The following is a 16,418-nucleotide window of genomic DNA, read 5'->3' on the forward strand; positions in this document are numbered from 1 at the left end:
CGCGCTTTCCTTGACTCCGGCACAAGAATACGAAACAATAATATAGAGATAGCAATAGAAGGAGGTTGTTTCACGTGAAACATTGCAAAATTAAGATTGAAAAAGATGTTCCAGCAAAAATGCGGGATGGTATAACATTGTATGCGGATGTTTATCGTCCAGATACGGACGGCGAATTTCCGGTTTTACTAACAAGACTTCCGTACAGTAAGATTTTTGGGCTTCATTTTTTACGACCGGATGTGTTGGCGGAGAATGGATATATTGTTGTGGTTCAGGATGTACGCGGGCGCTATACTTCTGAGGGGGAATTTGTTCCGTACATAAATGAGGCAAACGATGGTTACGATACGGTGGAATGGGCTGCAAGACTACCACAGGCAAACGGCAAGGTTGGCATGTTCGGCTTATCGTATTATGGATATACACAACTGCTTGCGGCCATGGCTGAACCACCGAGCTTAAAAGTCATTGTACCAACGATGTCACAAAATAATATGACGGATGTCTTTAATGATCACGATGGTGCGCTAGAACTTGGTGCATGGTCGTCGTGGAGCATCGAATCGATCTTACCAGATATGATTACGCGACATATTACAGATACAGAAGAACGAGAAGCGGTAATGAAACAATTAGAGAAGGATTTGGACAACTTAGAGGAATGGTATAAATTTAAGCCGATCAATGCGTGGCCACCGATTAAAAATACTGGTGCTATGCCATATTTTACGGAAATTCTTGATTATCCGCTAGATCATCCACATTGGCAGGATACGAGTGTGAAAGACAACTATGATAAAGTCAAAACACCAGGTCTCCACATTGGGGGTTGGTATGATTGCTTCCTAGACAAAACGATTGCGAATTTTCTGGGGGGACACAGACAAGACTTGGGAGATAAGCTTGTGATTGGGCCGTGGACGCACGGTAATTTTGTATCGATGATTGGGGATCGTGATTTTGGTGTTGCTGCAGGATCTTGGGGTGAGGCAAGTATGCATGCGCGCCACCTCGAGTGGTTTAACCACTGGCTAAAAGAGGAGCCACTACCTCATACAGCACCGATTCAGATTTTTACAATGGGAATTAATAAATGGCAAAGCGCGAAGAATTGGCCGCTCGAAGACACGAATTTTACTCCGCTATATTTTCATAGTGATGGCAAGGCTAATACGCGAAATGGGGATGGTTTCGCAGATTTCAAACGACCTAAAATGGCAGAACCAAGCGATGTTTTTGCGTATGATCCTGAAAATCCAGTAGTGTCACATGGCGGTGGCACGCTTCACAAGGCGATCCAAGCCGACGGTCCGCGCGACCAACGAGATTTAGAGCTACGTGAAGATATTCTGTGTTATACAACGGCGCCGCTCACAGAAGAACTTGAAGTAACGGGGCCTGTTGAAGCGGTTTTATGGGCAAAAACGGATGCAGTGAATACAGATTTCACGGCTAAGTTAATCGATGTTTTACCTGATGGAACGGCATATAACCTGACAGAAGGGATTATTCGGGCTTCCAAACAACATGGTGCTAAGGTCCAAAATGGTTTACACAAATACACTATCAATCTTTGGTCAACGAGTAATGTGTTTCTAAAAGGGCACGCCATTCGTGTGGAAATATCATCAAGTAATTTTCCACGATTTGATGCAAATCCGAACACGGGTGCCAGCTTTATTGATACGACAGAAAGTGTTATTGCGAATCAGATGATTTTTCATGATGCAGAACATCCGTCCCACATCCTGCTACCGATAATTAAATGATTTTATGACTAAAGATCCTATGCGAGCTATTTAATTCATGATAGAATAGTGAGGTATCTCTAATTTTAAAGTACCTTTCAAGAAGCTAAGGGAGCTTGATCTTGAATGTTAAATAATAAAAAAACAAAGAGCATGAAGGAGCGGTAAGGTGAGAATTTTTTCAAAACTAGGGGTTGTCTTTTTAGCGGCAACTTTGGCAATGAGCAGTTTAGTACATGGACCTGTGACGGCGGACGCGGCAGTAGCGCCTCCAACAGTTAATGCAAATGCAGCAATCACGATTGAAGAGTCAACAGGCAAGATTTTATACGGAAAAAATCCAGATCAGCTCATGGGAATTGCATCAATGACGAAGATGATGGATGAATATCTGCTCTTAGAGGCAATCGGAAAAGGTAAGTTGAAATGGGATGACAAAGTCACGATTTCTGATTATGCCTATGAGGTTTCACAAGATCGGGCGCTTTCTAATGTACCACTAAGACGCGGTGAGCAGTATTCAGTAGAAGAACTTTACCAAGCAGTGGCGATTTACTCTGCAAATGGTGCGGCGATTGCGATTGCCGAGAAAATAGCTGGTTCAGAAGCGAAATTCGTCGATATGATGTCCAAAAAAGCCGATGAACTCAAGCTTGGTGCGCATAGATTTGTCAATGTGAGTGGTCTAACTAATTCGGATTTAAAAGGCCATCATCAAGTTGGTGCAATAACAGATGAAAACCAAATGACTGCTAGAGGTGTTGCGAAACTGGCTCAGGATCTCATTCAAGATTATCCAGAGGTACTTAAAACGTCTAGCATCGCCAAGAAAAAATTCCGCGAAGGCACAAGCGATCAGATCGATATGACTAACTGGAATTGGCTTTTGCCGGGCTTGATTTACGCACGAACAGGTGTTGATGGCCTAAAAACAGGAACGACCGATTACGCGGGACAATGTTTGACAGCGACTGCGGTTCAAGATGGCATGCGTGTTATTACGGTTATTATGCATGCGAATGGCGGCACAAGCGCGCATGATAAGACGCGTTTTAGTGAAACCAACAAGATGCTCGATTTCGCTTTTAATAATTTTAAAGTGATGGAAGTTCGTAAAGCAAATGCGGCAGTGAAAGATAAAATTAAGGTTAACAAAGGCAAAGAAGATAGCGTTAATCTAGTAACGAAGGACGCCGTGAAAACAGTCGTTCCTAAAGCAACAACTAAACCAAAGCTAGATGAAAAAGTAGCGTTAGATGAAAAAACATTAGATGCGCCAGTAAAAAAAAGACACCAAAGTGGGCACGATGGCTGTCCAACTTAAAGATAGCGACACACTTGGCTATATAGATGGTAAGAAAACCGAAACGATCAATGTCGTGACGAAAGATGACGTTGCAAAATCAAACTGGTTCATGCTAACACTTCAAAATATTGGTGATTTTTTCACTGGTATTTGGGACTATATAACAGATGGTGTCCAAGGTTGGTTTAACTAATATAGGAACGAAAAGCTAGATTCTGCATTCCGCGGAGTCTAGCTTTTTTGATGGAGAAAATTATAGAGTTTCCGCCACAATTTCGACAAGTCTTACTAGTGTTTTTTGCCTTGGTTCTACTAACTTAATCCATAAAATCAAACGTATAATAATTTACTATTACTAAGAAGTGAGTCGGATAGAGTAACAATAATTATAAACGACTCAAATTGTATTGATGTTAAATGAAGTCTACTATATACTAACTCTAAACGAGTCGAAATACACAAAAAAGGTGACGGTCATATGAAATTAAAAAAATATATCCCTCTAGAGCTTGTAGCATATTTAAATCTCATTAAGAGTAGAAGACGATTCCCGAATAATAATATTAATTCAGGTCAGATTGGCGCGAATGTTCGTCTTGGGAAAGAGTGCTGGATCAACAGAGACGTTATCATTGGTGACAATGTTGTCATGGGTGATTACTCTTATGTGAATCGCGGGACGATTATTGCTTCGGGGAAAATCGGTAAATACTGTTCTATCGCAGCGCATTGTCAGATCGGTTTGGATGAACATCCGAGCCATTTTTTCTCGACATCACCGTTTACGTACGATCAACAAGCATGGGATACATTCCAAAATCCGCCAATTATCGATCATGATGTATGGATTGGTGTAAACGTCATCGTTATGCAAGGTGTACACATTGGGACTGGCGCGATACTCGCCGCGGGAGCCGTAGTGACGAAAGATGTTCCTCCATACATGATCGTTGGAGCGTCCCGGCCAAAATAATCAAGCCACGATTTGAGGCGGAGGTCATTGATAAGCTTTTGCGGGAAGCTTGGTGGGACAATCTAGAACCCCGCTAAAGAAAGGAGAATTCTATGCAAAATCGGAATGGAATCCAGAAAAAAAGCCTGCTCATTTCCTTCCTTTTCCTAAGCGTCATTACCCCGTTTTTCCCTGCGTTAATCGGCGTATTAGTCATCATCATATTGCTGTATTCCATAAGGGACATCCCATTCCAACGCATCAATTATTATCTCTTCATAGGTGTTGTTATCAGTGGATTTTTCGGCCCATATTTGGCATTACCAGAGTTTCCGAGCATATTCCTTTTCCGAGTTTTGATTATCCTGCACATGATATGTTTTCTACTGGAAAAAAAGGATTTCAACAAGTTAGGAAGGGTCAAAATTCCACTACTTTTATTCGCTATTTGGATTTTATATTCTATCATGAGTTTACTATGGACTTCTGCGCCAGCACTTAGCTTAACTGCGATTTACTATCAAATCGAATCGTTCTATCTTATCCTCGCGTTTGTCTACTACATCGATAATTTTGCAAAGTTAAAACAAGTGGTTATATGGATGGTGGGTATTTATGTACTTACTATTTTTATTGGCTTAGGTGAAAGTTTCACTGGTCATCACTTGAAATATTCTGCGGGAAATATTTTATCATACGGTGATACAAGACCGACTGGGCTACTTGTTAACACCAATGATTACAGCTCGTATCTGGCCTTTTATGTCCCATTTTTGATGCTTTGTCTATTCCAGAAAAGGTCTGGATTAAAGATGTGTACTGGCATCGGAGCGTTGATGGCACTAACATTTCTTATTTTACAAACGGAATCGAGATCAGGCCTCGTCGCTTTTGCTGTCGTTGTAGTTTTAACATTATACAAGCTATTTGCGCATAAAGTCTTATTCTTCTTCGGTGTATTCATGACTGCATTTGCGAGTCTCACGTTATTTTTAGTCAAAAATAGTGCTCAAGTGAACGAATATTTTCATGGCAAAGTAAATTCCACGAATCAACGCATATTCATTTACGAAACCATTTGGCGATTATGCCAAGAACATCATTATTTGGGCGTCGGGATTGGCGTCACGCCGAAATTCGTATTTACAGCGTTGTACGGCACGGCGAATATTCCTATGGGCATGCAACAAACGATGAGCGCACACAATTTATGGCTATCTAATCTATCTGATGTGGGGCTTCTTGGGATTTTTCCATTCATTTTGTGTTTCTTGTGGTTTTTAATCCACGCAATGAAAGTGTATGCGGCAAATCAAGGCCTACTTTCCGCTACACCACTATGTATTCTAATTGCATTTATGGCAATCTCGGTCGGAAGCAGCAGCATTTTTGAGATGCGCGTAGTTTGGCTTGGAATGGGATTGGCGCTAACCATCATCCACTTACTAACAAAAGAGAGGGAGAAAAAATATGAGCAAGCAACTTAAGGTTTTAGCAGTTGGAGCAGGTTGGCGAGGATCCAATAGCAAATCGCTTTTCAATGGCTTTATCAAAAATGGATGTGATGTCCATATTATTGAGACAGATGGCTATTTTTACAACTATTCTATTCCAGAACGGCTCTACATGCGCGTTCGTAAGTTGCCGCTAAAGGCTAAGTTTCAAAAATTTAATACGACCATTGCCCGCATGATCGACGCGTATCAACCGGATATTCTTTTTGTTGTCAAAGGTCTGTGGGTCACCGAAGAGGTTGTTCAATATGCGAAAGTGAAGGGCATTACAACGATACATTTCCATCCGGATTTTCTGTTCGATGATCGATATCATACGTCTACGATTCTAAATCAGGCTATTTCCTCCTACGATCTCGTGGTAACTGCGAAAACAACAGAGGTTGAGAAATACAAACAATACGGGTGTAGCAGGGTACATTTTATGAAGTATGCATATGACCCAGATATACATTATCCTGTCCAATTAAGCGTGCAAGAAAAGATAAATTTTCAAACCGATGTTGCTTTTGTTGGCAGGATGGAGCCATTCAGGGCAGATGCGCTAAATAGGGTTGCTATGCAAGGCTACGATTTAAAAGTATGGGGAACGAAGTGGGACAAGATTCCCAAAAACGATGTACTAAATAGGTATTGTGAAGGCCGCCCCATTTTTTGTGAGGAAATGGCGAAAGTGTTTCAAGGAGCTAAAATTTCGGTGGGATTTCTGACACAATTATCAGCAGAACAACATACGGCTAGGACTTTTGAGATCCCGGCATGCCAAGGCTTTTTCTTAGGCACGCGAACCGAGGAGCATATGGATATTTTCCAACCCGGTGTCGAAGCGGATTTCTTTACAACTCCGGAAGAACTGCTTGAAAAAGTGGCATTCTACACCCAACGTGACGAAATAAGGCAGCAAATTACCCAAAAAGGATATGAAAAAGTGATCAAAATGAACGCGACCTATGAAGCACGCGTGAAAGAGATTATCGAGATGGTTCGAAAAGAAATAAGTTATGTAATGTAGGGCTTGGAATGGGTTTGTAGTTTTTTAAATCTATTTTAAGACATAAAAAAACCAGCGTGGGAAAAGGGGGGAACCACGTTGGTCAAAAAGGGAGTTTGGGATTTTCATTCTCAGGGAAGAAAGAAAATTTAATTTGTTAACTTATAAATTTAGTATAACGGTTGTCAGAGAAATTTAGCTGTGATCTAGATTAGAGTTTGGTGAAAAAAATAAGCTTGACGCTCGCTGTATGTTTGCGAACGCCGAGCTCTGTTTTATTTTTCTTTTGCGCCGTTTTCTACATAACTCATGTCATTGACGTCGCTAATCGTGAATTTGCCGTCTTTGTACTCGATTTTGGTGACACTAGCATTTTTCAAGCCACCTTCTGGTAATTTGTAACCTGGAGAGATGGTGTCAAGTAGGGCGCCAATGCTCAGGCCGTGCGATACAAGTAGAACGTTGTGATCGCCTTTTTTGCTTTCTTTTTTCGCGACTTCTGTAATACCATCATTCAGACGTGCAGTAATTGTCGCATAATCTTCGGCAGGCCAGTTCGTGCCTTCTTTTACGCGATCTTTATCAAGCGCGGCCACACTGTTCGCGAAATCTTTTGGTGAGATGCCTTCACTTTGCCATTGCTCTAATGTTTTACCCTGACTCTTCGCGATATCAGTCCACATCGTATGATTCAAATCTCCTTCGTATGTCCCAAAATTAAATTCGCGGAAACGTGGATCAGTCTTCAATTTGACACCATCTGATTTCTGGTTTTCTTTCAAAATAATATCCGCGGTTTGGATTGCCCGTCCGCTGTCGCTGCTGTATGCTGAGCCAAATTTGATGTCTTTCAAACCTTTACCGGCATCTGTGACAACTTTCTCACCAGCAGGCGTCAGCACAGCGTCAGACCAACCTTGGACGCGATCTGTCGTATTAAGCATTGTTTTTCCATGTCTCACAACGTAAAAAGTAACCGTCCCATCTTTTGTCGTGGTGTCCTTGTCCTTAGCATCTGTACCGGTGTTACTGCAGCCAACTACTAACAACAAACTACAAACTAGCATTAAAACTTTAAACATCTGCTTTTTCATCTTTTTGCTCCTTTTTGTTAAAATTTTATCTCGACAGCTTGAGGGAAACTGTTGAAAACTAAATAGTGGTCAAAAAAATAACCCAAACAGGTTTCAGCGGTTGGGTAAAAAAGCCACAACTTCGAAATCTGTCTAGGTTAAGCCCGACTAAACGGTAACAATCCTTAGAAAGAGACTAACGTATAATTTTGATAAGTTTAATATACCATGTTTTGTAATCGTTTACAAGAGGTTTTGAGGGAATTTTAGACACACAAAAAACCACCGCGGAAAAGGGAGTAACCTTGTGCTCAAAAAGCTCGTTTGGAATTCAGCGGAGCGACAAACGATCATCTCCGTCGTTAAAAGCTGTGCTCCGATGCTCTTGTACAGATCGTACATTCCGCTTCGGTGCTCGCTTTTGCCTAAGATCTAATCATTTGTCGCTCCGCTGAGGCTCACTGGCTCCTTCGAGATTAAAGATAAGCACAAAAAACCACCGCGGAAAAGGGAGTAACCGCGGTGGTCAAAAAGGGAGTTTGGGATTTTCATTCTTAAGGGAAAGTATGAAAATTATTTGCTTGTTGTTAGCTTATACACTCATAATAAAGCACGGAGAAAAAAATTTGCTGTGAGTTACATTAGAATTCGATGAAAAATAGTTTTTTTTATTTAAAGGGATTGACGCGGGATTGTATTTTGCCTGTAATGTCTGTCTGGTATGATATGTCTCAAATGGGGAAAAGGGAGTGCGTGTTTTGACGGTTAAATCTATGAATAAAAGCTTGGCTATGTTACTTGTATTGATTCTGGCAGTAAGTGTTTTGGTGTTACCGACGTCTGGGGAAGCGGCGACAACGTACAAGATGACGACAACGGTGGAGAGCAATATTCGAACTGGGGATAGCGTGAAATATCCAATCATAGGTTATTACAAAGCGGGTACGACAGTAATATTTAATGCAAAAACAAAAAACAACTGGTATCGTATTACGTATAAAGGAAAAGTGGGCTATGTATCGGGAAAATGCTTAGCGCCATATAAAGTACAGTCATTTGCAGCACTAAACACCGAGGCAAAAAAACATTTGGGTAAAAAATATAAATGGGGTGCAACTGGTCCAACATCATTTGATTGTTCTGGTTACACAAGTTATGTCTTCAAGCAGTCCATCAATAAAGTCATCCCACGCACCGCGAAGCAACAATATAATGCATCTACTAAAATTAAGGCTAGCCAATTAAAGGCAGGCGATTTAGTATTCTTTAATTACGGTAGCGGAATCGCGCATGTTGGCATTTATGTGGGCAGCGGTAAAATGATTAACGCGCAAAATAACGGTGTGAAATACGATAACGTCTCAAGTGGTTACTGGAAAAGGTATATTGCAGGATATGGCCGTGTGGCTAATCTTTAAAAATAATAATAAAACGCGTATAGTTTCTGTTTATCAGAAATGGATACGCGTTTTTTTGTGTTCAGCGAAGCAACAGATGATCATCATGGGAGAAATAAAATTAAACACAAAAAAAACCACCGAGGAAAAGGGAGGAACCTCGGTGGTCAAAAAGGGAGTTTTACGAATCTTCATCCAAAAGGGGGAGAATGAAGGTTCGCTTGTTGTTGTTAGCTTATACTCTTATAATACTGATTACGAAGGAAAACCTGCTGTGAGTTAAATGAGAAATTAATGAATGTTCGCCTAGTTTTTTGCCATCTCAATAAATTTGTAACTATATGGTGAGCCAAATGCATGTTTTTGGACGCCGGTTATGTTTGGATTTTGTAAAACAGCTGTTTGGTGTTGATAAAGTGGCAGGATTGCAGCATCGTCATCCAGTAGGACTTTTTCAGAATCAATAAAGGCATTCCATCTTGCTAGTGGCTTCGTTGCCAAGTTCGTATCGGTGGATTTGACGAGTTGGTCGTATTTTGGACTGTTGTAGTTCATGCTGTTATTATAGTAATCGGATAGGAATAGACTGCTATATGTCCACGGATCTTTAAAGTCAGGCATCCAAGCGGCAAGGGAAAGATCATAATTACTCGTACGTGTCAGTTCGGTGGCGCTTTTTGCGGGCATTGTTTTAATATTGATAGTAACGCCTGGTAAGTTTGTCTCAAATTGGTTTTTTAGGAAGGTAAAAACGGTTTTTGTCGTGTCTTGATCATCACCTAGAAGCTCAAGTGTGATTGTATCGGTACCTAACTCTTTCTTGGCTTGGGCTAAATATTTGATCGCTTCGGCTTTGTTGAAGGTAAGGTGATCTCCGCTATCAGTGCGGAAATCAGCACCTGTTTCTGGATTTTGTACGAAGTCTTTCGGCAATAAACCATTGGCTGGGAAGGAGCCGTCGCCTAGTATTTCCGTCGTTAGCGCATCCTTGTCAACAGCAAAATTTAAAGCGTGGCGCAAGGCGGTATTAGCAAGCGGTGTCGCTTTCCCATCTCGTTTTTGATTGAGTCGTAGATAGCTGATGAGCGCATCTTTTTCGGTTAGAAAATCGGAACGGTCTTTGTATTGTTTCGCATATTCTCCGGAAAGTGGGGCGCGATCGGCTTCTTTTGTTGTATACAGATTTACTCCTGCATTGATGTCTTTTGCGACCTGTACGGAGATTTCATCAACGTTTACATTCTTTTTATCCCAGTATTCGCTGTTTTTGGCGTACGTCCATTTTTTTGAGGTGTTGCCATCCCAATTTTTCATCACAAATGGGCCATTATAGAGCGTATGTGTCGCGTCGGTCCCATATTTATCGCCTTGTTTCTCCACAAAAGCTTGTTTTTGGGGGAAGAAAGTTTCGAATGATAGTAGCGAAATGAAGTAAGGGACTGGTTTTTTCAATGTGATTTTTAATGTTTCTTTATCGGGTGCGCTCACGCCAAGTTTTGATACGGGCAGTTTTCCTTCATGGATTTCTGTCGCGTTTTTGATAGAATCCTTAAAAAGTGCTGCGTAACTTGGTGCGGTTTTTGGGTCCACAGCGCGACGCCATGCGTATACGAAATCCTCGGCAGTAACTTGTGAACCATCGGACCATTTGGCGCTATCTCTTAATTTTATTGTGTATTCTGTTTGGTCTTTACTGATTTCAGGCATGCTAGTAGCGACACCGGGCACGAAATTATCCTTTTTGTCCAATGTGTAAAGCCCCTCGAAAACTTGATTTTGCGCAGTGAAACTAACAAAATCCTCTTCAGCCGTCGTATTCAGTGTAAGCAATTCCCCAGTTTCTAAAAATTTGATTTCCGTGGCCTTTTTTTCGTTAGCATTACTTGATGTATCTCCGCAAGCGCTCAAAATTAAAACGCTTACTACCGAAAGTGTCGCAAGTACTTTTTTTGTAAAATGCATGATGTTCCTCCTTTTTTCAGACTATTTTTATTAATTATAAGTATTCCGACCTGATAAGTCAAGATTAAATGAAATGAAAAACTGAGAGGCTACTTGCAATGGTCGCTTCGCTGAGGTTTGGTGGTGTCTTCGAGAATACGGTATTTTTTGTTGGTAAGTAAAAATAAACATAAAAAAAACCACCGAGGAAAAGGGAGGAACCTCGGTGGTCAAAAAGGGAGTTTTACGAATCTTCATCCAAAAAGGGGGAAAGAATGAAGGTTCGTTTGTTGTTAGCTTATACTTATATAATACTAGTCGCAATGGAAAGCTCGCTGTGAGTTAAATGAGAAATTGATGAATGTTTGGCGAGCTTTTTTTCATTAATGTAAGTCAATATTTACCCAGCCGCGAACGCTGTTGATTAGCCATGTTTTTGTTGCTTTGAGTAGGTCATTGCGATGTAGGACGCGTTCTGTAATTGTTTTTTCGGCTAAGAGGGTTTCGCGCATAGTGCCACCAAGTAGTCCTGATGATTGTTTTGGGGTGACGAGTTCGCCGTCGATTTCTGCTACTAGGTTGCCGTTTATAAATTCGGTGATTTCGCCGCGTTCATTCCATAATAATGTTTCGTCGTAGTCGATGCGACGTCGCTTTTCATACATGGTTCGATGGGTCGTTTTGTGGTACAGGAACGGGTCGGTGCTATTGACAGATTTATCAGCGAAGTGGGCTGTCCATGTGATCGGATCGGAAATAATGAGTTCGCCTTCTACGATGAGTTCACCAGATTTGTCGGAGAGTAAGCGAACTTTCCAAATATCTTTTGGATGATCTTTCGCAAAAGCTTCAAGAGCCTCATTTGCAGCGTCAATATTCCACGTGAAACCAAAATAGTGGGCGCTTTTTTCGATACGTTTTAGATGGAGATCGGTGCGATAGTAGATGCCATCCTCTAAACGGAGGCTTTCGAGTAGCTCGAATTTTGGTAGGTATGTGGTTAGGAGGGCGGCTTTTGCTTGGACTTCTTCGTATTCAGCGCCGCTCCGTGAATCCCAAACAATGCCGCCGCCAACGCCGTATTCAGCTGTTTTTTCCTCGGTATCGATAATGACAGTACGAATTGGGACGTTAAAAATCGCTTCTTTATCAGGTGTTACATAGCCAATCGCGCCGCAATAAACGTTTCGTGGGGAGGTTTCAGATTCTGCGATAAGCTTCATCGTGCTTACTTTTGGTGCCCCGGTGATGGAGCCACATGGGAATAGTGCTTCAAAAATTGCGGTCAGGTGGATTTCAGGAAGTGTCTCGGCGACAACAGTGGAGGTCATTTGCCAAACGGTCGGATAGCGCTCTATGTCAAAAAGATGCGGTACTTTAACAGAACCAGGTTTGGCGATTTGTCCTAAATCATTGCGTAAAAGATCAACAATCATCACGTTTTCCGCCTGATTTTTTGCGGAGGCGGCAAGCCAATCGCGTGCTTTGAAATCGTCTTCTAACGTCATGCCTCGTCTTGCTGTCCCTTTCATCGGCTTGGTTTTGATTACACCGTCTTTCCAATGAAAGAAAAGTTCTGGTGAGGCGGATAAAATATGGAAGCGCCCTGTCGAAAGATACGCCGAATAATTCGCTTGCTGTGCCGATTTCAGCTGCTCATAAAATTGTTTGTCATCATCTTCTTTAAAATCGCTTTGTAGGCGGATTGTATAATTTGTTTGATATGTATTTCCAGCGGCAATTTGTTCCCTAATAGCACGGATTCCGCTTGCATAAGAAGTGTAGTCCGTAGTTGGTTGCCAGTCTAATTTGGGTGGCATTGCTAACGCTTCGTTGGGCTGTTCTAATTCACGCATTTCTCGAAAAACACCGAACCAAAGTAGGGGCATTTTGCCAGCAGGGTGTGTTCTCAGGTTTTTGTTGAACGCTGCAGCTGCCTCATAGCCAACATACCCTGCGACATAGTAACCGAGATCGACAGCTTGCTCGACTTGGCGCATTCGCTCCATTACGTCATCTAGCTGATCCGTTTGGATAATCGCTTCTGGGAAGGAGAAAAGCTGTGTTTTGCCGTTAAAATCGAACTGCATTTTCATTTGCATAGCTCCGTTCTGTCATTTTTAAAAAATTACCCAGTATCTCGTGTCCATGCTCGGTCAAAATGGCTTCGGGATGGAATTGCACGCCTTCAACTAGATAATCGCGATGTCGGACAGCCATAATGAGGTTGTCTTTGGTTTTGGCGGTAATGATTAATTCAGTTGGGAAATTAGATTCTGCAGCAATGAGAGAATGATACCTAGTCACGTCAAAATGCGCGCTTAAGCTTGTAAACACGCCTACTTGATCATTTGAGATAGTGGAGGTTTTGCCGTGAACTGGTTGTGGTGCACGGATAATTTCGCCGCCAAATGCTTGGACAATGGCTTGGTGGCCGAGACAAATACCGAGAATAGGAATCTTACCGCTAAATTCGCGAATAATAGCCAGACTTATCCCAGCGTCATCAGGTATTCCAGGGCCGGGAGAAATGACGATAGACTCGGGATTTATTTCACAAACTTCGGCCAACGTGATTTGATCATTTTTCACAACATGAACGTCTTTGCCAAGCTCTAGTAGATATTGATATAAATTGTATGTAAACGAGTCGTAATTATCGATTAACAGGATCACAATATCACTCCTAAATGGAATTTCAATGGATATACGTCCACCCTATTTATAGCAAACTAGTTACAGTTTGTCCAATAAGCAGACTTGTGATTTCACAAACTTTTGAAAGAAGTGATTTGCGCGTGGGAGGGGGAGATGTTATAATGAAAGTGAAAAAGGAAGCTGTGCGGCAAACACAACTTCCAATTACAAACACCATTTAAGATGGTGACAGCCCGAATATTTCAAGAGCCACTAAGCCGTCAAGCGTATAAAGTGGCTTTTATTTTTTGTCATTTTTACTGTTCATTATCATGACAATTAGCCCAGCAAACGCGATAGCTAGTGTCAATGACTCAAATACAGTCATGTTTTATCCTTTCTGGGATGAACCACGAACAACATGGCACCACCTACTTTCTGAGCTAGGATGCCAAACCACATCATAAACTTGTTTGTAGGCCTATTATAGCATGGTTGCAGGTAATTATATTGATGATTGTTTAATGCGATTTTTCTAGATAAATTACAAATTTTATGTAGTGGTTTTTTTGATTTGGCTTGCTAATTGTGGGTTTATGGGGTAGAATGTTCTTAAATAATGAATTAAAACGTTGACAAGAGATAGTAGTAGAAGTTGTGCTTTTAGAGAGCTGATGGTTGGTGGGAATCAGTAGGAACGCTTTTATGAATCCGTCTTGGAGTGAGCAGAGGAAGTGTGAGTAATCTGCTTCGGTGGGAACCGTTATATCAATCGAGCTGGAGTTTCGGGATTTTCTCGGACTCAATTAGGGTGGCAACGCGGTACTTCCGTCCCTTTCCATGTATTTTATTTGGGGAGAGATTTGGGGGTCTTTTTGTTTGGACTTTTAGAAAGCGTATTGTGCTTTCTTAGAGTCCAAATATAAGATGGAGCGAAGCGTAGTGTTAGTCCTTCAGTTTTCTTTACGCGAAACGTGACTGGACCGAATTTCAAACCAAATAAGAGTCGAGACTACCATTTTGTGAGGAGGAATTTGAGATGTTAGATGTTAAGTTATTACGTGAGGATTTTGAAGGTGTGAAGGAGAAGTTATCGCATCGTGGGGAAGATCTTGGTGAGTTTGAGAAGTTTGGTGCGCTGGATACGCGTCGCCGGACGTTGATTATTGAGGTGGAAACGTTGAAAAGTCAGCGTAATGAGGTTTCTCAGGAGATTGCGCAGTTGAAGCGTGAGAAGCAGGACGCGGATGCGAAAATTGAGGAAATGCGTGTGGTTGGCGATCGGATTAAGACGTTTGATATTGAGCTGAATGAGATTGATGAGAAGTTGCGCAATATTTTGATGGCGATTCCGAATATTCCGCATGAGTCTACGCCGATTGGTGATACGGAAGATGATAATGTGGAGGTTCGTAAATGGGGCGAGGTTCGGACGTTTGATTTTGAGCCAAAAGCGCATTGGGACTTGGGAACGGATTTAGGCATTTTGGATTTTGAGAATGCGGCGAAGGTTGCGGGAAGCCGGTTTGTTTTTTATAAGAAACTGGGAGCAAGACTTGAGCGGGCGTTGATTAATTTTATGATGGATTTGCATGCGACGGAGCACGGGTATGATGAGATGTTGCCGCCGTACATGGTGAATTGTGATAGTATGACGGGGACGGGGCAGCTACCGAAGTTTGAAGAGGATGCGTTCTTGATTGAGAAGGAGGACTATTTCTTGATTCCGACGGCGGAGGTTCCGGTGACGAACTATCATCGTGATCAGATTATGAATGTGGATGACTTGCCGCAAAAGTATACGGCTTACAGTGCTTGTTTCCGTTCTGAGGCGGGTTCTGCGGGGCGTGATACGCGTGGTCTTATTCGCCAACATCAGTTTAACAAGGTGGAAATGGTGCAGTTTGTGAAACCTGAGGACTCTTATGCAGCGCTGGAGGCATTGACGGATAATGCGGAGGATGTGTTGCGTCGTTTGGAACTGCCGTATCGTGTGCTTAGTATGTGTACAGCGGATTTGGGATTCACGGCTGCGAAAAAATATGATATTGAAGTGTGGATTCCGAGTGGTGAGAGCTACCGCGAGATTTCTTCTTGTAGTAATTTTGAGGCGTTCCAGGCGCGTCGTGCGAATATTCGTTTCCGTCGTGAGCCGGGTGCGAAACCTGAATTTGTGCATACGTTGAACGGTTCTGGACTTGCGATTGGACGCACGGTTGCTGCGATTTTGGAAAATTATCAGTTGGCGGACGGTTCTGTGGCAATTCCGAAAGCATTGCAAGGTTATATGGGTGGCGTGGAAGTGATTGCGGCACCAGAAAAATAAACAAAGAAGGCAGGTCTTTCTCTAATTCTAGAGGAGGGCCTGTTTTGCTATGCAGAATCATAGTTTGACGGTTATTAGGCGTTAAATAGTGTATAATGACATACAAAGATAGGATAAAGGAGTACGGCATAATGCGATTTTACGAGGAAGATTTTGAGCTTTTTGATCGGGATTATTTTCAGTTTCGCCAAATGAAGGAGTTTACGCCGACGTTGGTTGAGGGTGTGAAGGCGGAGTACAAGGCGAAATGGGACGTTTGGAAGGAGTTTGCGGCGTTGTGTCAGCGGGACACGGTTGGTTTTGGGAAGCCAAAAGTGGAGAGTTGGACGAATGGATGGCAGGTTCGGTCGCATTTTTGGGCGTATTATAAGGGGTTGTCGCGGCAGGATTCGGCGAGCATGATTGCGATTTTGCTGAATAAGAATAATTTTCGGATTTATCTGGAGTGGCACGCATATCGAAGCGCGGATTCGGTGACGAGTTATGAGGATCATGTGCAGTGGGTGCAATTTTTTGCCGGAGTGGGTTCG

General features: G+C 42.1%; 10 protein-coding genes, 2 pseudogenes and 1 other annotated feature. Of the genes and pseudogenes, 8 read left to right on the top strand and 4 right to left on the bottom strand.

Annotated features, from left to right (window positions below; all coding sequences use genetic code 11):
• The first annotated feature begins 74 nt into the window (after positions 1–74).
• From PGRAN_RS08585 to PGRAN_RS08605, 5 genes and pseudogenes are all read left to right on the top strand, one after another.
• Positions 75–1,772, top strand: a complete 1,698-nt coding sequence (locus tag PGRAN_RS08585) for a CocE/NonD family hydrolase (RefSeq protein ID WP_036066485.1) — start codon at positions 75–77, stop codon at positions 1,770–1,772.
• 199 nt (positions 1,773–1,971) lie between these two features.
• Positions 1,972–3,250, top strand: a pseudogene (gene pbpD1, locus PGRAN_RS08590) (D-alanyl-D-alanine carboxypeptidase PBPD1).
• A gap of 642 nt (positions 3,251–3,892) precedes the next feature.
• Positions 3,893–4,089 (top strand): annotated as a pseudogene (locus PGRAN_RS17775) (DapH/DapD/GlmU-related protein); the annotation flags it as partial.
• A gap of 387 nt (positions 4,090–4,476) precedes the next feature.
• On the top strand, positions 4,477–5,496 hold the full coding sequence (locus tag PGRAN_RS08600) for an O-antigen ligase family protein (protein WP_159101126.1): 1,020 nt from the start codon (positions 4,477–4,479) through the stop codon (positions 5,494–5,496).
• Complete coding sequence (locus PGRAN_RS08605; protein WP_051998525.1) at positions 5,480–6,535, top strand: CgeB family protein; 1,056 nt, start codon at positions 5,480–5,482, stop codon at positions 6,533–6,535. The genes PGRAN_RS08600 and PGRAN_RS08605 overlap by 17 nt, the downstream gene beginning before the upstream one ends.
• Before the next feature lie 254 nt (positions 6,536–6,789).
• Here the strand turns inward: PGRAN_RS08605 and PGRAN_RS08610 are convergent, their stop codons facing one another.
• Entirely contained in the window at positions 6,790–7,608 is an 819-nt protein-coding gene (locus tag PGRAN_RS08610; protein ID WP_036066488.1) for a histidine phosphatase family protein, read from the bottom strand.
• Positions 7,609–8,360: 752 nt separating this feature from the next.
• Between PGRAN_RS08610 and PGRAN_RS08615 the strand changes: the two genes are divergently transcribed.
• Positions 8,361–9,005 carry an NlpC/P60 family protein gene (locus tag PGRAN_RS08615; RefSeq protein WP_036066510.1) on the top strand — a complete coding sequence of 215 codons (645 nt, stop codon included), beginning with the start codon at positions 8,361–8,363 and terminating at the stop codon, positions 9,003–9,005.
• A 285-nt stretch (positions 9,006–9,290) separates the two neighbouring features.
• Here the strand turns inward: PGRAN_RS08615 and PGRAN_RS08625 are convergent, their stop codons facing one another.
• From PGRAN_RS08625 to PGRAN_RS08635, 3 genes are all read right to left on the bottom strand, one after another.
• Positions 9,291–10,946, bottom strand: coding sequence for a peptide ABC transporter substrate-binding protein (locus tag PGRAN_RS08625; RefSeq protein ID WP_036066490.1), 1,656 nt, complete (start codon positions 10,944–10,946; stop codon positions 9,291–9,293).
• A 362-nt stretch (positions 10,947–11,308) separates the two neighbouring features.
• On the bottom strand, positions 11,309–13,021 hold the full coding sequence (gene pabB / locus PGRAN_RS08630) for an aminodeoxychorismate synthase component I (RefSeq protein WP_036066491.1): 1,713 nt from the start codon (positions 13,019–13,021) through the stop codon (positions 11,309–11,311).
• Positions 12,999–13,601: an anthranilate synthase component II gene (locus PGRAN_RS08635; RefSeq protein ID WP_036066492.1), complete on the bottom strand. Its 603-nt coding sequence runs from the start codon at positions 13,599–13,601 to the stop codon at positions 12,999–13,001. Before PGRAN_RS08635 ends, pabB begins: the two co-directional genes overlap by 23 nt.
• Positions 13,602–14,185: 584 nt before the next feature.
• Positions 14,186–14,401 (top strand) — a binding site (T-box leader).
• 200 nt (positions 14,402–14,601) lie between these two features.
• On the opposite strand from PGRAN_RS08635, the gene serS reads away from it, so the two are divergent.
• Positions 14,602–15,888: a serine--tRNA ligase gene (gene serS, locus PGRAN_RS08640; RefSeq protein WP_036066494.1), complete on the top strand. Its 1,287-nt coding sequence runs from the start codon at positions 14,602–14,604 to the stop codon at positions 15,886–15,888.
• Positions 15,889–16,019: 131 nt separating this feature from the next.
• The coding region (locus tag PGRAN_RS08645; RefSeq protein WP_036066495.1) for an HI_0552 family protein at positions 16,020–16,418 on the top strand (399 nt) is incomplete at its 3' end.

It is taken from the genome of Listeria grandensis FSL F6-0971, from assembly GCF_000525835.1.
GTDB lineage: Bacteria > Bacillota > Bacilli > Lactobacillales > Listeriaceae > Listeria_A > Listeria_A grandensis.